This window comes from Winogradskyella maritima, assembly GCF_042650215.1.
Classification (GTDB): Bacteria; Bacteroidota; Bacteroidia; order Flavobacteriales; family Flavobacteriaceae; genus Winogradskyella; species Winogradskyella maritima.
In genome coordinates this window covers 128,286-144,100 of sequence record NZ_JBHSAT010000004.1, presented here as the reverse complement: position 1 = coordinate 144,100, position 15,815 = coordinate 128,286, and the positions used below count along the sequence as shown (strand labels likewise).

The window sequence follows — 15,815 nt, the reverse complement described above, 5'->3', positions numbered from 1 at the left end:
GTAGTCTTAAGCATAGACCATTCCATAGTTTCTTAACAGTTTGTTGGCAGAAAAAAGAGCCTATTTGTTGTAAAATTGTGGTTGCTAACCATCACAATTATGATTGAAATCAAAGACCTGCACAAGTCTTACCACATGGGGAACAATTCGCTTCATGTTTTAAAGGGCATTAATTTCAATGTTAAAGAAGGCGAACTGGTTTCAATCATGGGGTCGTCGGGTTCAGGGAAATCTACACTTCTAAATATATTGGGTATGCTCGATGAAGCCGACAAAGGCACGTATCATCTCGATAATGTTCCCATTAAAAATCTAAACGAAAAAATCGCCGCTCGCTATAGAAATGAGTTTTTGGGATTCATATTCCAATCCTTCAACCTTATAAATTATAAGTCTGCAGTCGATAATGTGGCTTTGCCATTATACTATAAGGGTATTTCTCGAAAAGAGCGTACCGAAAAAGCAGAACACTATCTCGAGAAAGTGGGCTTGGGCCCTTGGTCGCATCACTTACCGAGTGAATTGTCGGGTGGACAAAAACAACGTGTCGCTATAGCAAGAGCCTTGGCAAGTGAGCCTAAAGTCCTCTTGGCCGATGAGCCTACAGGTGCATTAGATACTACAACGTCTTACGAAGTCATGGATTTAATACAAGGTATTAATGATGAAGGAAAAACGATTTTGGTAGTGACGCATGAGGATGATATCGCCCACATGACCAAGCGTATCGTTAATCTTAAAGATGGTGTTATTATTGACGACAGTACCGTAGAACAAGTTAGAGCAAAGCAAAATGTTTAACCTAGAGCGCTGGCAAGAAATATTTGAAACGCTTCGAAAGAATAAGTTGAGAACCTTCTTAACAGGTTTGTCTGTGGCTTCGGGTATTTTTATTCTGGTTATTCTTCTCGGCTTTAGTTCGGGGATTGAAAACGGTGTGACTTCGGAATTTCAGCAAGACGCCACTAATGAAATCAGCATCAGAACTCGAATAACTACAAAGGGTTATAAAGGCCTTAATCCTGGGAGACGTATTCAATTAAAAGATGAAGATTTCAGCGCAGTCAATAATGATTACGATGACTATTTAGAATACCGCTCAGCCAACTACAGTATTTGGGGTGGGCAAGTGAATTATAAAAATGAATCTGGAAATTACCGTGTTCAAGGCGCGATGCCCGATTACCAGTTCATCGAAAACTCAGATATAGGATCAGGACGATTTTTGAATCAATCTGATTTAGACGAAGGGAAAAAAGTCGCCGTTATTGGTAACAAGATAAAAACAGATTTATTTAAAGGCGAAGACCCTATTGGCGAATCCATAATCATCTCAGGAATCAATTTTAAGGTTGTTGGTGTGTATTTTGATCCAGGCGGTGAACGCGAAGAGAGTAATATTTACTTGCCACTAACCACCGTTCAGCAATCGTTTAACGGAGGAAACGATATTAGGAATATGTCCTTCACGGTAAAGATGTCTGAAAATTTTGATGAGGCCGTAGAGCTATCCAATAATCTCTCGCTAGCCATAGAAAATGATTTAAAACAAAGACATATCGTAGCACCAGAAGATGAAGCCGCCATTAGGGTATACAATACGTTAGAAGAAGCCAAGAAAATCTATTCGCTTATTGATACCATTAAATTGGTGTTTTGGATTATAGGCATCTTTACCATTATTGCTGGTGTGGTTGGTGTTGGAAACATTATGATAATCATTGTAAAAGAGCGTACCAAAGAAATTGGTGTCCGAAAAGCTTTGGGTGCTGAGCCTATGTCCATTATTGCCATGATTCTTCAAGAAGCTGTCTTCGTGACCATGATAGCGGGCTTATTCGGGTTGATTGCAGGATTGGGTCTATTAGAATTGGTAGGGCCACAAGTGGACAGCCCATTTATAAAATATCCTCAAGTTGATTTTGCGACGGCCATTACCACGGTTTTTATTTTGGTAGCCGCTGGTGCACTCGCTGGCTTTATTCCTGCATATCGTGCCGCAAAGATAAAACCTATTGAAGCCCTACGAGATGAGTAAGATTTTCAGCAGAGACCGCTGGGCGGAAATACTCGAAGCACTCAATGCCAATAGAGTTAGAACTTTATTGACTGCCTTTGGTGTATTTTGGGGAATAGCCATTTTGGTATTGCTTTTAGCTCTGACTAATGGTTTGCGCACAGGCGTCACTGCCGATTTTGGTAACTTCGCCACCAACTCCATGTTTATGTGGGGACAAAGAAGCTCTATTTCGTATAAAGGCATGCCGAAGGGAAGACGCACACAATTTAAGACCGCTGATGTTGACGCACTCAGAGCAGAGTTTCCAGAATTAAAATATGTATCACCGAGAAATTCTCTTGGAGGTTACCAAGGCGCTAATAACGTAATTCGCGGAACACGCACTGGAGCATTTCAGATTTATGGAGATTACCCGGAATTTATAAAACAAAAGCCCATGGATATCCTTGAAGGACGGTTTTTGAATTACTCAGATATTGAAGCGAAGCGTAAAATTTGTGTCATTGGACCAGATGTTGTAAAAGGCCTTTATGAAAGAGGCGAAGAGGTCATTGGGTCTTACATTAAAATTAACGGCGTCAATTTTAAAGTAGTTGGTACTTTTAAGATTACCAATTCTCAAGGAGATTCTGAAGAAGAAGCAAATACGGTCTTTATTCCATTTACGACATTCAATCAAGCGTTTAATTATGGAGACCGAGTTGGTTGGATGGCTATAACAGCCTATGATAATACAAGTATTACTTTACTAAAAGATAGAGTCTTTGCGCTAATTAGAAACCGCCATAATATCCACCCTAGCGATGAACGTGCGGTCGGACATAGAGATTTAGCCGAACAGTTCGGGCGTGTTAATGGCCTTTTCGACATTCTTATGATAGTGGGTTACTTTGTTGGGATTCTAACCTTGGCTTCGGGCGTCATAGGTATTAATAATATTATGCTTATCGTCGTTAAAGAGCGTACTAAAGAAATTGGTGTGAGACGCGCACTTGGTGCCACACCTTGGGCAATAAAGGGACAGATCCTTCAGGAAAGTTTAATCCTAACCATTTTATCAGGAATGCTCGGTGTGACGTTCGCTGCTGCTGTTATTTGGGGAATGAATTACATTTTAGATTCGGTTGGCCCTGTAGAAAATTTCGCAAATCCAAGCGTAGGCATGGGCATTGTCGTTGTAGCTCTGACGATGTTGATTTTAGCTGGAGTTTTAGCAGGATTGATTCCAGCAAGTAGAGCAACTAAAATAAAACCTGTTGACGCATTAAGAATAGAATAATTAATATTTACACATGAAACGAACCTCAACTTTAATCATCTTAATTGCCATTGTTGTTGTCTTTGGTACTGCCTTATTTTACTTATGGCAAAAAAATCAAGAAGACCCTGTGACTTACACAACGGAAATGCCTTCAAAAGAAACGATTATTGTCAATACAGTTGCCACAGGAAGCATTGTGCCTGAAGAGGAAATTCTTATTAAACCTAATATTTCGGGAGTAGTTGAAGAAGTTTATATCGAGGCTGGTGAATTTGTTCAGACAGGGGATTTAATTGCTAAGATTAAAGTCATTCCAAATGTCTCTTCCCTGACCAATGCCAAGAATAATATATCATCAACAAGTACGGCTCTGCAAACAGCAGAGATTAATTTTAAGACACAAAAGTCTTTATATGACCGTCAGAAAGCGTTGTATGAAAAAGGCGTTATTTCCGCTAATGATTTTGATCAAGTCAATAATACCTATTTGCAAGCCAAGCAACGTGTAGACCAAGCAAGAATTGATGTTAGACAATCACGTCAAAACTATGATATCATTAAAACGGGTACCACGAGTGGTCTAGGCGATTTTGCACAAACCCAAGTGAGAGCAACAGTTTCAGGTATGGTATTAGACGTTCCTGTTAAAGCCGGAAACCAAGTCATTGAGGCTAACAACTTCAACGAGGGTACATCAATTGCATCATTGGCTGATGTAAAGAAAATGATTTTTGAAGGTAAAGTTGATGAAAGTGAAGTCGGAAAAATAAAAGAAGGCTTACCGTTAGAAATCACTGTTGGCGCCATAGAAAATCAAAAATTTGATGCGGTTTTAGATTATATCGCACCAAAAGGTGTAGCGGAAAATGGTGCGATTCAATTTGAAATTAAGGGCTCACTTGAAAAAATAGATTCTACATTTATAAGAGCAGGTTTAAGCGCCAATGCATCAATCATTCTAGATAAAGCTGAAAATGTTTTGGCCATCAAAGAAGCATTGGTACAGTACGATCCTAAAACTAAAAAACCGTTTGTAGAAGTAGAAGTAGGCGACCAGCAATTTGAGCGTCGTGATGTAGAATTAGGTATCAGCAACGGAATTAATGTTGAAGTCCTTAGTGGCGTTTCAGAATCTGATAAAATCAAGGTTTGGAACCAACTTCAAGGCCCACCAAAATATAGCCGTAACTAAACTATTTTAATTATTCTGTAACACTTTATGTTTTCCATAGACATATAACCAAATTATGAAAAAATCAATCTTCGTTTTTGCACTCTTATTTGGCCTAACGGTACAAGCCCAGAAAAAATGGACGCTTAAGGAGTGCGTCGTATACGCTTTAGAAAATAACATCAGTATTAAGCAAAGTCAGCTCGATTTAGAATCCACAGACATTGAAAAGCTGACGGCCATCGGTAATTTTGTACCTAGCTTAAGCGCTAGTTCCAGTGTTTCCGAAAATACAGGTCTTAGTTTTAACCCAGTTACCAATAATGCCCAAACCACAACCTTTCTTTCGGCCACAGGAAGAATCAATGTAGGTTATACTTTATTCAATGGACTTCGTAATCTAAGACAGTTACAGCGTGCAGAGTTATCAAAATTGGCAAGTCAGTATCGACTGGATAAAATGGCCGATGATATCTCGCTTTTTGTGGCCAACAACTATCTTCAAGTCATTTTGAATAAAGCTAATCTTGAAGTTTTATTATCTCAAAACGAAGTTACGCAAGAACAAATCACAAGAACCCAGGAATTGGTAGATGCAGGAGTACTACCAAGAGGTGATTTATTGGAAATTGAAGCAACTAATGCCAATGAACAACAGTCTATTGTTGCAGCACAGAACAGTATTCAAATCTCACTAATCAGCTTAGCACAGTTGCTTCAAATCGAAGATTATGCCAGTTTTGATGTGGAAGACGAAGGATACGATATCATTGAAGGGAGCATTTCGGAATTAAGTGCTGAAGAAATAATAGCGAAAGCCAAAGAAGCAAGAAATGAGGTTAAAATCGCTAAGGCTAACGTAGATTTGGCAGAGAAAGATCTTCAAATCGCTAAAGGCGCCTATTGGCCTACCTTGTCTGCATTTTTCGGCTATGACACTAGGTATACTAATGCCACATCTTTCAATCAAGAAATTAATCCAGATAACCCAATCTCAGTTCGACCTATAGGAACCGTACAAAATACTGGAGAGGTTGTTGTTGGCGAATTCCCAAATACTATTTTAGTAGAGCGTGGAGCAGACCCTTTCATTGACCAACTATATCAAAATGATGGTATCGGATATGGACTTTCATTAAACATCCCTATTTTAAATGGATTTTCAACAAAAGCTAACGTACAACGAAATAAAATAAATGTTGAGCGTACTAAATTTAATTTAGAGCAAGCAGAGCTCGATTTAGAATCTACGGTATATCAAGCCTACGTTGATGCCAAGGGATCTTTGAAAGCGTATGAAGCGGCAGAGAAAGCCTTAGAATCTCAAGAGTTAGCCTACGAATATGCTAAAGAACGCTATGATGTTGGCTTAACCAACGCTTTTGACTTTAGCCAATCTAAATTACGTTACGATAACGCAAAAATAAACGCAAACAGAGCCAAATACGATTATATCTTTAAATTGAAAGTATTAGAATTGTATTTTGGTATTCCTGCTACAGAATTAAAATTTTAAATAATGAGTAAACGAACTAAAATAATCCTTGCTGTTGTTGCCGGCCTTCTTCTATTATTAGTTGTAGCATCAAAAATGGGTGTTTTCGGTAAAAAAGGAAACTTTAAAACTGTGACCACGGAAAAAGTGGAACTAACCGAAATTATTGAGACTGTATCGGCCACCGGAAAGATACAGCCTGAGGTAGAAGTTAAAATTTCTAGTGAGGTCTCAGGAGAAATTATTGAATTGCCATTTGCTGAAGGGCAACAGGTAAAGAAAGGCGATTTGCTGGTGCGGGTGAATCCTGATTTAATTCAGTCCGCATTAAACAGAACCCAAGCCTCATATCAAAACGTTAGAGCGGGACTGGAGCAAGCTGAGGCAGGTTTAAAGCAAGCTAAAGCGGATTATGACCGTAACAAGAGTTTATTCGAAAAAGGCGTGATTTCTAAGGCAGATTGGGATCGTTCTATTGCTAATTACGAAACAGCAGTTGCCGCAAAAAACTCGGCATACTACTCGGTTCAAAGTGCAGGAGCGTCTGTTAATGAAGCCAGAGATAACTTAAGCAGAACAACAATCTATGCGCCAATGGAGGGCACTATTTCATTATTGAGCGTAGAATTGGGAGAACGCGTTGTGGGAACCCAGCAAATGACCGGTACTGAAATTCTTCGAGTTGCCAACTTAAATAACATGGAGGTTGAAGTTGACGTCAATGAAAATGATATTGTTAAAGTACAGATAGGGGATACAACTATTGTTGAGGTGGATGCCTATTTGAAAAAAGAATTTAAAGGTGTTGTCACTGAAATTGCAAATTCTGCCGCTGGAACATTGGCTGCAGACCAAGTCACAAATTTCAAAGTAAAAGTAAGAATTGTGGAAGAGTCTTATGCAGAATTAACCGAGGGCAAACCCGAAAGTTATTCGCCATTTAGACCAGGTATGACAGCAACTGTAGATATCATTACTAATAAGCGTCCAAATGCAGTATCCGTCCCTATTAGCGCTATTGTGATAAAAAGTGATACTACGTCCGTCAAAAAAAGCTATGCGTCTAAAGTTGAAGAAGCTGAAAGTGGTTCAAACAAAGAAGAAGAAAAGTTTGAATGTGTTTTTGTCAATTCAAACGGCAAAGCAAAACTAAAAGTGGTGACAACAGGTATTCAAGATGACTCCAATATTGAAATTACATCGGGCTTGGATGCAGGTGATGAAATAATCACGGGGCCATACAATATGGTTTCAAAAACCTTAAAGCCTGGTGATGCTATTGAAATAAAAGATAAAAAAGCAGAAAGTACGGAAGAGGCAAAAGACTAATCTATGGCTCTGATATTGAATATTGAAACTACAACAACCAATTGTTCGGTCTCCCTATCTAAAGATGGGGAGACTTTGGTTTTAAAGGAACAAGCGGACAAAGGCTATTCCCACGGAGAGAAACTGCATCTGTTTATAGATAATGTTTTTAAACAGGCCAATATTGAACCTAAAGACATTGACGCGATTGCCGTAAGTAAAGGTCCTGGTTCTTACACAGGCCTAAGAATTGGTGTAGCAAGTGCAAAAGGCTTAGCGTATGCCTTAGGGAAACCATTGATTTCGGTATCAACACTTCAGGCATTAGCGCTTCAAGTTGAAGAACGGGATGGAATTGTTATTCCTGTTTTAGATGCACGGCGTATGGAAGTCTATGCGGCTGTTTTTAATTCTGAAAACAAAGAAGTTCGAGAGATTAAAGCAGAAATTCTTCAAAATGATAGCTATCATGATTATTTAGAAAATGGAATAGTCTATTTCATTGGAAACGCGGTTGAAAAGACAAAAACTGTAATTACACATCCCAATGCCAGATTCATAGACGATAAGTTGCCCTCAGCTTCTACAATGGGTATCATAGCAGAAATGAAGTACAAAAAAAGCGACATCGAGGATGTCGCTTATTTTGAGCCTTTTTATCTTAAAGATTTTGTGGCTATTAAGTCGAAGAAGTTTTAAGCTTCTTTTCGTATTTGTATTTGATGTGGATACGGAATATCGATTTCCGCAGTATCTAAGGCTTCTTTGACGCGTTCGGTCACTTCAAAATAAACTTTCCAATAATCTTCAGCTTTACACCATGGACGTGTTGCAAAATTGATGGAGCTATCCGCCAATTCTAAAACATTTACAGTAGGCGCTGGCTCTGAAAGAATAGATTCATGAGAGGTGAGAACATTCATAATGACTTCTTTGGTTTGTTTAATGTCAGAATCGTATCCAACGCCAAAAACCAAATCTACACGGCGTGTCCCTTCGGTAGTGAAATTGATGATATTACCATTACTCAAAGCACCATTAGGGATAATGATTTCTTTGTTAGATAATCCGGTCAGTTTAGTCGTGAATATTTCAATTTCTTTTACTACTCCCGTTTCCCCTTGTGCTTCTATAAGATCTCCAATTTTGAAGGGCTTAAAAATCATGATAAGTACGCCACCAGCAAAATTGCCCAATGAGCCTTGAAGAGCCAAACCAATGGCTAAACCTGCTGCAGCAAGGACAGCAGCAAAAGATGCTGTTGGAATGCCAACAGTTCCTAAGACTACAATAATCAAAACTATTTTTAGGGTCCAGTTGATTAGATTAAGTAAAAACTTCTTTAAGCTTTCATCATAACCCGATTTGGTCATGGTTTTTCTAACGCCTTTACGCAATAATGATATGATATAGCTTCCAATAATCCATATTAGTATTGCGGCTATAAGTTTTGGGGCAAATTCAACGATAAGATCGTAGCCTTTGTCTATCCATTCTTGGGTTTCCATATAGAAGTATTTGGTTAGTTACTATTCAAAAAAAACTCAATCCTAGGATTGAGTTTTTCAATATATTTTTATGTAAGCTATTTTACCTCAAAAGTCAATTTAACATTTACTCTAAATTCTTTGACCTCACCGTTTTCAACTACGGCGCTTTGTTCACGTACGTAGACAGATTTTATGTTTTTTACGCTTTCAGACGCCTGCTTTACTGCCTTACGTGTTGCATCTTCCCAACTTGTGTTGGAGTTTGAGAGGACTTCGATAACTTTTAATACTGCCATAATATTTTGTTTTAAAATTGGTTTAAAAAAATGAATTTCAAATATAAGGATTCGCTTACAAAACGGTGTTAACTATGTGTTAATAGCACTAACGGTTATGGCTTGGTCACCGAGCATTTCTTTTAGCATGCTTTCTATACCATTTTTGAGCGTAAATGTAGAAGATGGGCAACCACTACATGCCCCTTGAAGTAAAACTTCTACTTTCTTTGAAGTGTTGTCGTATGACTTAAATTCTATATTGCCACCATCACTAGCTACAGCAGGTTTAACATATTCGTCAAGAATATCAACAATCTGTTGTGATGTTGGGTCTAAAGATTTTTTCGGTTGTTTAATTTCCGCCTTAGTTTCTTGAGCTTCTGACTGTTGAGGACGGGTAATGATGGGTTTTTGTGTTTCTATATAGGACTTTAAAAATTCGCGTAGCGTAAAAGTTATGTTCTCCCATTCAGCCACATCGTATTTTGTAATGGAAATAAAATTCTTATCCATAAATACAGCTTTGACAAATGGAAATTTAAATAATTCCTGAGCAAGAGGTGCGTCTTTAGTTTCATCAATAGATGAGAATTCGTAAATGGAAGACACCAAGGCTTTGTTGCTTACAAATTTTAAAACACTTGGGTTTGGTGTGCTTTCAGCATAAACTGTTACGGCACTTTTAGTTTTTGTTTCAGTGGCTTCAACCACGGTTTGGCCAGAGTTTAAATAAGTTTCAATTTGTGATGCGACTTCATCTTTTACATCGTCCCAAGCGACAATATCATAGCGTTCTATGGCCACGAAATTTGAAGCGACATACACTTTTTTTACAAAGGGCAGATAAAATAATTGCTGCGCGAGGGGCGATGGTTTGGCTTCGTCGATATTGTTAAATTCAAAACTTTGATGCTCGGTTAAGAACTGATTTGCTTCAAACTTTAGAATCGCAGGGTTGCTCGTTTCTATGATGTTTATTGAAAAATGGTCCATTTAATTTTTTTGCAAAAATATGAAATCAGACTTTTAAACGTTATGACTTTAACGTATGATATTGAAAGAATTTACAGACTAAGTCAGATTAAATACTTAAATTTCGTGCCCGAACAAATTTACGAACCCTTTTAGGCGTAATAGTCTGAAAATAAGGTGTCCATGAAAAGACTGTTATTTATTGTATTTCTCTTTTTATCAGGTTTGTCATTTGCACAAGACTTACTTATGCAAAACGGCAATTTTATCCGCTGTGCGCCAGACCGTTTTTTTGATTCTGGTGGGCCTACTGGTTCCTACGGGAATAATGAAAACTTTACCATAACCATCTGCCCGGATGCGAGTGGCGATTTTGTACAATTAGACTTTTCGCAGTTCAGCACCCAACAAGACTTAGATGTAATGCGTATTTATAATGGTAATTCTACTAATGCAGCATTGATTGGGGAGTACTCCGGCACAAATAGCCCCGGCATAGTTTTAGCAACAGGGCAAACAGGCTGTTTAACGATAACCTTTACGTCTGACAATATCGGTTCTACCATAGGTTGGGATGCCGCCATACGTTGTGTTGAAGATTGCCAAACTATAACAGCATCTATAGATAGCTCTAACCCCATGGCTGGTAACTCAGGAGCTATAGAAATTATTCCAGGCCAAACCATAGACTTTACTGGTAGTGGTACCTTTTCAGATGATGCCTCTAATGCAACTTATACTTGGGATTTTGGTAACGGCGCAACGGCGACAGGCACCTCGGTGTCTAATCAATTTAATTTTGTTGGGGGTTATAATGTAACATTGACCGTTAGTGATGATAATCCTTTGGGTTGTTCGGTTACCGCCACAATCCCAGTAGTCGTTAACGGATCCATTGTGACGATAAATAATGCGGCTTTCCCACAATCGTCTTTGGGTCCAGAAGACTTAATTAGAGACGTGTTGGTTACAGGTGGCTGCTCAGAAGTGGATAATTTTGAAATCTCTGTCGCGGGCAATCCCAATGATCTAACCACGAAAAGTTATGGCTATTTTACTAAAGGGGGGTCTGTTGATTTCCCCTTTGATGAAGGTATTGTATTAAGCACTGGTAGAGCTTCTGACGGAGGTAATGTTTTAGCTCCTGGTCTGCAAAGTACGAATAATGGACTAGGGACGGATGCAGACTTGGAAACCGCTCTTGGAATAACTAATACACAGGATGCTACCTCAATAAAATTCAATTTTACACCGACAATAGATCAAATAAGTTTTAGATATTTAATGGCTTCTGAGGAATACGACGGGAACACTGAATGCCAATTTGCTGATAGTTTTGCCTTTCTACTTCGCGAAGTTGGTCAGGCCACCTACCAAAATTTAGCAGTTCTTCCTGACGGAACCCCTATAAGTGTTACCAATATTAATAACTCTAATGCTTGCGGTGCAAATCAAGAATTTTTTGCTGGGTATAATCTGGGTGAAACAAATTTTGGAGGACGAACCGAAGTATTGACTGCTACGGCAAATGTTACACCTAATGTGACTTATGAAATTAAGTTAGTCGTTTCAGATCAAGGCGCAGGTGATGATAGAGTATGGGACTCTGCCATTTTTATAGAAGCAGGTAGTTTCAATCTCGGGGGTGAATTAGGCGAGGATAGAACAATAGCTAATGGAACGGCTGAGTGTAGTGGAGACCCATTGATTTTGGATACACAAGCATCAGGCGCTCAGCATATTTGGTACAAGGATGATATTGAAATTACAGGAGAAACCGAGTCCACTTTATTAGTAACAGAACCAGGTACATATAGAGTGAATGTAATTTTTGATGTAAACTGTGATGTTGAGGATTCTGTTCTAGTTGAATTTAGGGTTGCACCAGTCATTGAAGGTACAGCTTCAGACATCAGTACCTGTAGTGGATCTGCAACGGCACCATTTGATCTTACATTTAATGACAGTATTATTTTAGGAACGCAAGACCCAGCACTTTTCAATATTACCTATCACAATTCATTGGATGACGCGCAAATGGACAACAGCCCAATTGCAAACCCAGACACCTATACTGGTTCCGATGCTGAAGTTATCTTTTTTAGAATAGAAGCCGCCGATAGTGGTATTTGTTTTGAAACAGGTTCATTTACGCTGAACCTATTTTCAACTGTTACAGCGGATGATGCTACATTTGAGCTATGTGATGACGATACCGATGGTGATGACACCAATGGCTTTGTAACCTTTGATCTTTCACAAATTGATGTGTTGGTTATTGGCGCTCAAGACCCCGCTCAGTTTTCTGTAAGTTATCATGCCAATATTACTGATGCGGATATGCGTATGAATCCCTTGCCTAATGGCTATATCAATAGTACCTCTGGCACTGAGCAAATTATTGCACGTGTAGAGAATGATTTTAATACGGATTGCTACGAAACTTCAACCGTAACACTAGTTGTAAATCCATTACCGGTTATTACTGATATGGTTGAGCTATTACAGTGTGATGATGACAATGATGGGTTTTCAGATTTTAACCTAACCGAATCCGAAGAATTGATTTCATCAATGCCTTCAGACTTAACATTCACCTATTACACGTCTCAGGCGGACGCCGAAATGGGCAACGCTGCCATTATGGATCCTACGGTTTATACCAATACAGACCCATCGTCGAATCCCGATGTGCTTTTTGTCCGTGCCGAAGATGCGAACGGATGCTATAGAATTGCCCAGTTAGATTTGATTGTCTCTACAACACAGATTCCCGATAATTTTGAATTAACCTACAATGCCTGTGATGACGGTTCTGTAGACAATGATATTAGAAATGGGGTCTCAACATTTGACTTCAGTGATGCTACGGCACAGATTGTCGCTTTGTATCCTGCAGGGCAAAATGTAACGGTAACCTATTTCGAAACAATTGAAGATGCCTTAGCTGAGCAAAATCAGATTCCAGATATTTCTAACCATAGAAATGATGCATCACCGTTTTTACAGAATATTGTGGTAAGGGTAGATAGTGATACCGATAATTCGTGTCTAGGATTGGGAGAACATATTGTACTAAGGACCGTAAATCCACAACCCAATACGGATCCAGACGACTTGATATTGTGTGATGATATAACGGTTGATGATTTACAAGAAGAATTTGATCTCACCGTAAATGAAACTTATATCTTTAACGGGCAACCAGATTTAGTTGCGACCTATTTTACTTCAGAAGCTAATGCTATCAGCAATATGGCTAGTATTCCAGATCCAACGGCTTATCAAAACACAACGACTCCCGAAACTATTTTTGTACGGGTTGAGGATACCAATACCAACTGTTTTGCTGTTGTTGATTTTGATATTTCTGTAAATCCGCTACCAGATACTGTTGCGGTGACTGATTTAATGGAATGTGAGAATAATACAGACGGCGTATTCGAATTTGATTTGGAAAGTAAAACTAATGAGATTTTAAACGGTCAAGACCCAACCATATTCACAGTAACCTATCATGAAACTCAGGCCGAAGCAGATGACTTAATGAATCCGCTGAGTAGCCCTTTTACTAATACCATTAATCCACAACCTATATATGTGGCTATAACAAACACGGTAACAAATTGTTCTACAAGTGCTATAACGTTTAATGTAGAAGTCATGGAAGGTGCCTCTTTTAGTCCAGATGGTGATGCGATAGTATATGAATTATGTGACAACGTCAATGATAATGATGGTTTTGGTCAGTTTGATTTTACTACACAACTCCCCGAAATCCTCGACACACAAGATCCTGCCGATTATACCGTTACTTTTCATACAAGTTTCGACAACGCAGACATGAACATGGAGCCATTGCCAACACTGTATGAAAATCTAACCAACCCGCAAATCATCTTTGTGAGAGTAAGTAATAACATATCGCCAGATATCTGCTATGAAGTTGGTGAGATGACTTTGCAAGTGAATCTCTATCCAGAATTTGAATTGCAGGAGCAGTACGTCCTATGTACATCTATAAATGGAACTGAAGTGGTCGACGTGCCTCCTGTTATTGATACAGGACTTTCAGACACCATGCATGATTTTGAATGGCGTTTAGACGGCACAGTTATACCAGGTGAGACAGGTCCAAGTTTAACGCCTACGCAAGGCGGTATGTATGAGGTCGCTGCTACAGACGTTACAACATCTGCCCAAACATTCTGTTCTACTACACAAAGTACAATTGTGATAGAGAGCGAGCCACCTGTAGTGACCGTACAAGTAAACTCACAGGCTTTTGAAGGCAACCATAGTATTACGGCGACAGCGACAGGAACAAGCACGTATGAATTCAGTTTAGATAATGGGCCTTGGCAAAGTTCTGGTGATTTTGAAAACGTAACTGGGGGTGCACATACTGTTTATGCAAGAGATGTTTTAGGCTGTGGTGTGTCTAGTACGGACGTGTTGCTTATAGACTATAAACCTTATTTTACACCAAACGGTGATGGGAACCACGACCTGTGGAACATCGCTGGTATAAACACACAACCTACAGCCAAAATTTATATATTTGACAGATTTGGAAAACTGCTCAAGCAGTTAAGTCCATTGAGTGCAGGCTGGGATGGAACCTTTGGCGGACAACCAATGCCGACATCAGACTATTGGTTTTTGGTAGAATATACCGAACCTTTATCAGGTGAACGCAAAGAGTTTAAAGCCCATTTTACTTTGAAACGCTAAATTATGAGTATAAAGAAAAGTTGTTTAATAGCATTAACGGCATTAATTTCCTTAACCGGATTTTCACAGGAAGGATTGCCTGTATATTCAGATTATCTTACGGATAACTATTATTTAATCCATCCTTCTATGGCTGGCGTGGCCAACTGCGCAAAGGTGAGATTAACCGCTCGCCAGCAGTGGTTTGGGGTTGATGATGCACCAAGCCTTCAAACATTAAGTATACACAGCCGTATTGGTGAATCACAATCTGCAGTTGGTGTCAATTTATATAATGATAAGAACGGTTACCATTCAAATACGGGAGGTTATGTGACGTATGCACACCACTTAATGTTTTCGAGAAATGAGGTGGATTTAAACATGCTGTCTTTTGGATTAAGTGCTGGATTTATTCAATATAAATTAGATGAAACGGACTTTTTAGCCCCTGGTGAATTCGATCAGCTTATCGCTGGCATTGAGCAAAGCGCTACTAATTTTAATATTGATGTTGGCTTCTCTTATCATTTTCTAGATTTTTATGCTCACGTTACTGCAAAGAATATTCTACCAAATGAAGGTATAAATTTTAATGCCCAAGGGTTTGAATTTGATAATCTTAGAACCTATTTAGCATCATTGGGTAATGTATTCCATAGACCGGGGAGCGAATGGTCTTATGAGCCGTCTATTATGTATATGTATAGAGATGCCACCGAAGAATCAACTATTGATATAAACGCTAAAGTCTACAGAGAAATGGATTTCGGTAAACTTTGGGGTGGATTGTCTTACCGACGTAGTTTAGATGGTGCCGAATTTAGAGATGGTAATGGCGTTAGCAGTCAAAAATTACAGTATTTCACACCTTTTATTGGTGTGGACTACAAACAATTTGTATTTGCCTATACATATTCTTATCAGGCCAATACTGTGAATTTTAATACCGGTGGTTTTCATCAAATCACGCTCGGATATAACTTTAACTGTCGACGAGAGAAGTACGATTGTGAATGTCCTGCAATAAACTAACAATTTAAAAAAGACCTTGAAAAAGGTCTTTTTTTTGTTTTCAGGCTATAATTCTGAATTTAAAATCCACAA

General features: G+C 38.8%; 12 protein-coding genes. 9 read left to right on the top strand and 3 right to left on the bottom strand.

Annotation, left to right across the window (positions count from 1 at the left end; translation table 11 throughout):
- Window positions 1–99 precede the first annotated feature (99 nt).
- The 7 genes from ACFOSX_RS01695 to tsaB are packed head-to-tail and all read left to right on the top strand — an operon-like array spanning window position 100 to window position 7,954.
- Window positions 100–801: an ABC transporter ATP-binding protein gene (locus ACFOSX_RS01695; protein ID WP_386096385.1), complete on the top strand. Its 702-nt coding sequence runs from the start codon at window positions 100–102 to the stop codon at window positions 799–801.
- Window positions 794–2,038, top strand: a complete 1,245-nt coding sequence (locus tag ACFOSX_RS01690) for an ABC transporter permease (protein ID WP_386096383.1) — start codon at window positions 794–796, stop codon at window positions 2,036–2,038. The genes ACFOSX_RS01695 and ACFOSX_RS01690 overlap by 8 nt, the downstream gene beginning before the upstream one ends.
- Window position 2,039: 1 nt before the next feature.
- Window positions 2,040–3,299 (top strand): ABC transporter permease, encoded by a 1,260-nt coding sequence (locus ACFOSX_RS01685; protein ID WP_386100161.1) that lies wholly within the window; start codon window positions 2,040–2,042, stop codon window positions 3,297–3,299.
- Between the two features lie 13 nt (window positions 3,300–3,312).
- Window positions 3,313–4,473 carry an efflux RND transporter periplasmic adaptor subunit gene (locus tag ACFOSX_RS01680; protein WP_386096381.1) on the top strand — a complete coding sequence of 387 codons (1,161 nt, stop codon included), beginning with the start codon at window positions 3,313–3,315 and terminating at the stop codon, window positions 4,471–4,473.
- A gap of 55 nt (window positions 4,474–4,528) precedes the next feature.
- Window positions 4,529–5,968 (top strand): TolC family protein, encoded by a 1,440-nt coding sequence (locus ACFOSX_RS01675; RefSeq protein WP_386096379.1) that lies wholly within the window; start codon window positions 4,529–4,531, stop codon window positions 5,966–5,968.
- 3 nt (window positions 5,969–5,971) lie between these two features.
- Entirely contained in the window at window positions 5,972–7,276 is a 1,305-nt protein-coding gene (locus tag ACFOSX_RS01670; protein WP_386096377.1) for an efflux RND transporter periplasmic adaptor subunit, read from the top strand.
- Between the two features lie 3 nt (window positions 7,277–7,279).
- Complete coding sequence (gene tsaB, locus ACFOSX_RS01665) at window positions 7,280–7,954, top strand: tRNA (adenosine(37)-N6)-threonylcarbamoyltransferase complex dimerization subunit type 1 TsaB (protein ID WP_386096375.1); 675 nt, start codon at window positions 7,280–7,282, stop codon at window positions 7,952–7,954.
- On the opposite strand, the gene ACFOSX_RS01660 is transcribed toward tsaB, so the two are convergent.
- From ACFOSX_RS01660 to ACFOSX_RS01650, 3 genes are all read right to left on the bottom strand, one after another.
- The gene (locus ACFOSX_RS01660) at window positions 7,951–8,763 is read right to left on the bottom strand and encodes a mechanosensitive ion channel family protein (protein WP_386096373.1); all 813 of its coding nucleotides are present in this window, start codon (window positions 8,761–8,763) and stop codon (window positions 7,951–7,953) included. The two genes, tsaB and ACFOSX_RS01660, sit on opposite strands and share 4 nt — an antisense overlap.
- A 77-nt stretch (window positions 8,764–8,840) precedes the next feature.
- Entirely contained in the window at window positions 8,841–9,041 is a 201-nt protein-coding gene (locus ACFOSX_RS01655) for a dodecin family protein (RefSeq protein ID WP_386096371.1), read from the bottom strand.
- Between the two features lie 72 nt (window positions 9,042–9,113).
- Window positions 9,114–10,016, bottom strand: a complete 903-nt coding sequence (locus ACFOSX_RS01650) for a NifU family protein (RefSeq protein ID WP_386096369.1) — start codon at window positions 10,014–10,016, stop codon at window positions 9,114–9,116.
- Window positions 10,017–10,178: 162 nt separating this feature from the next.
- Here ACFOSX_RS01650 and ACFOSX_RS01645 point away from each other — a divergent pair, with 162 nt between their 5' ends.
- Together ACFOSX_RS01645 and ACFOSX_RS01640 are read left to right on the top strand one after the other, a co-directional pair.
- Complete coding sequence (locus ACFOSX_RS01645) at window positions 10,179–14,729, top strand: choice-of-anchor L domain-containing protein (protein ID WP_386096367.1); 4,551 nt, start codon at window positions 10,179–10,181, stop codon at window positions 14,727–14,729.
- A gap of 3 nt (window positions 14,730–14,732) precedes the next feature.
- On the top strand, window positions 14,733–15,743 hold the full coding sequence (locus ACFOSX_RS01640; RefSeq protein ID WP_386096365.1) for a PorP/SprF family type IX secretion system membrane protein: 1,011 nt from the start codon (window positions 14,733–14,735) through the stop codon (window positions 15,741–15,743).
- Window positions 15,744–15,815 lie beyond the last annotated feature (72 nt).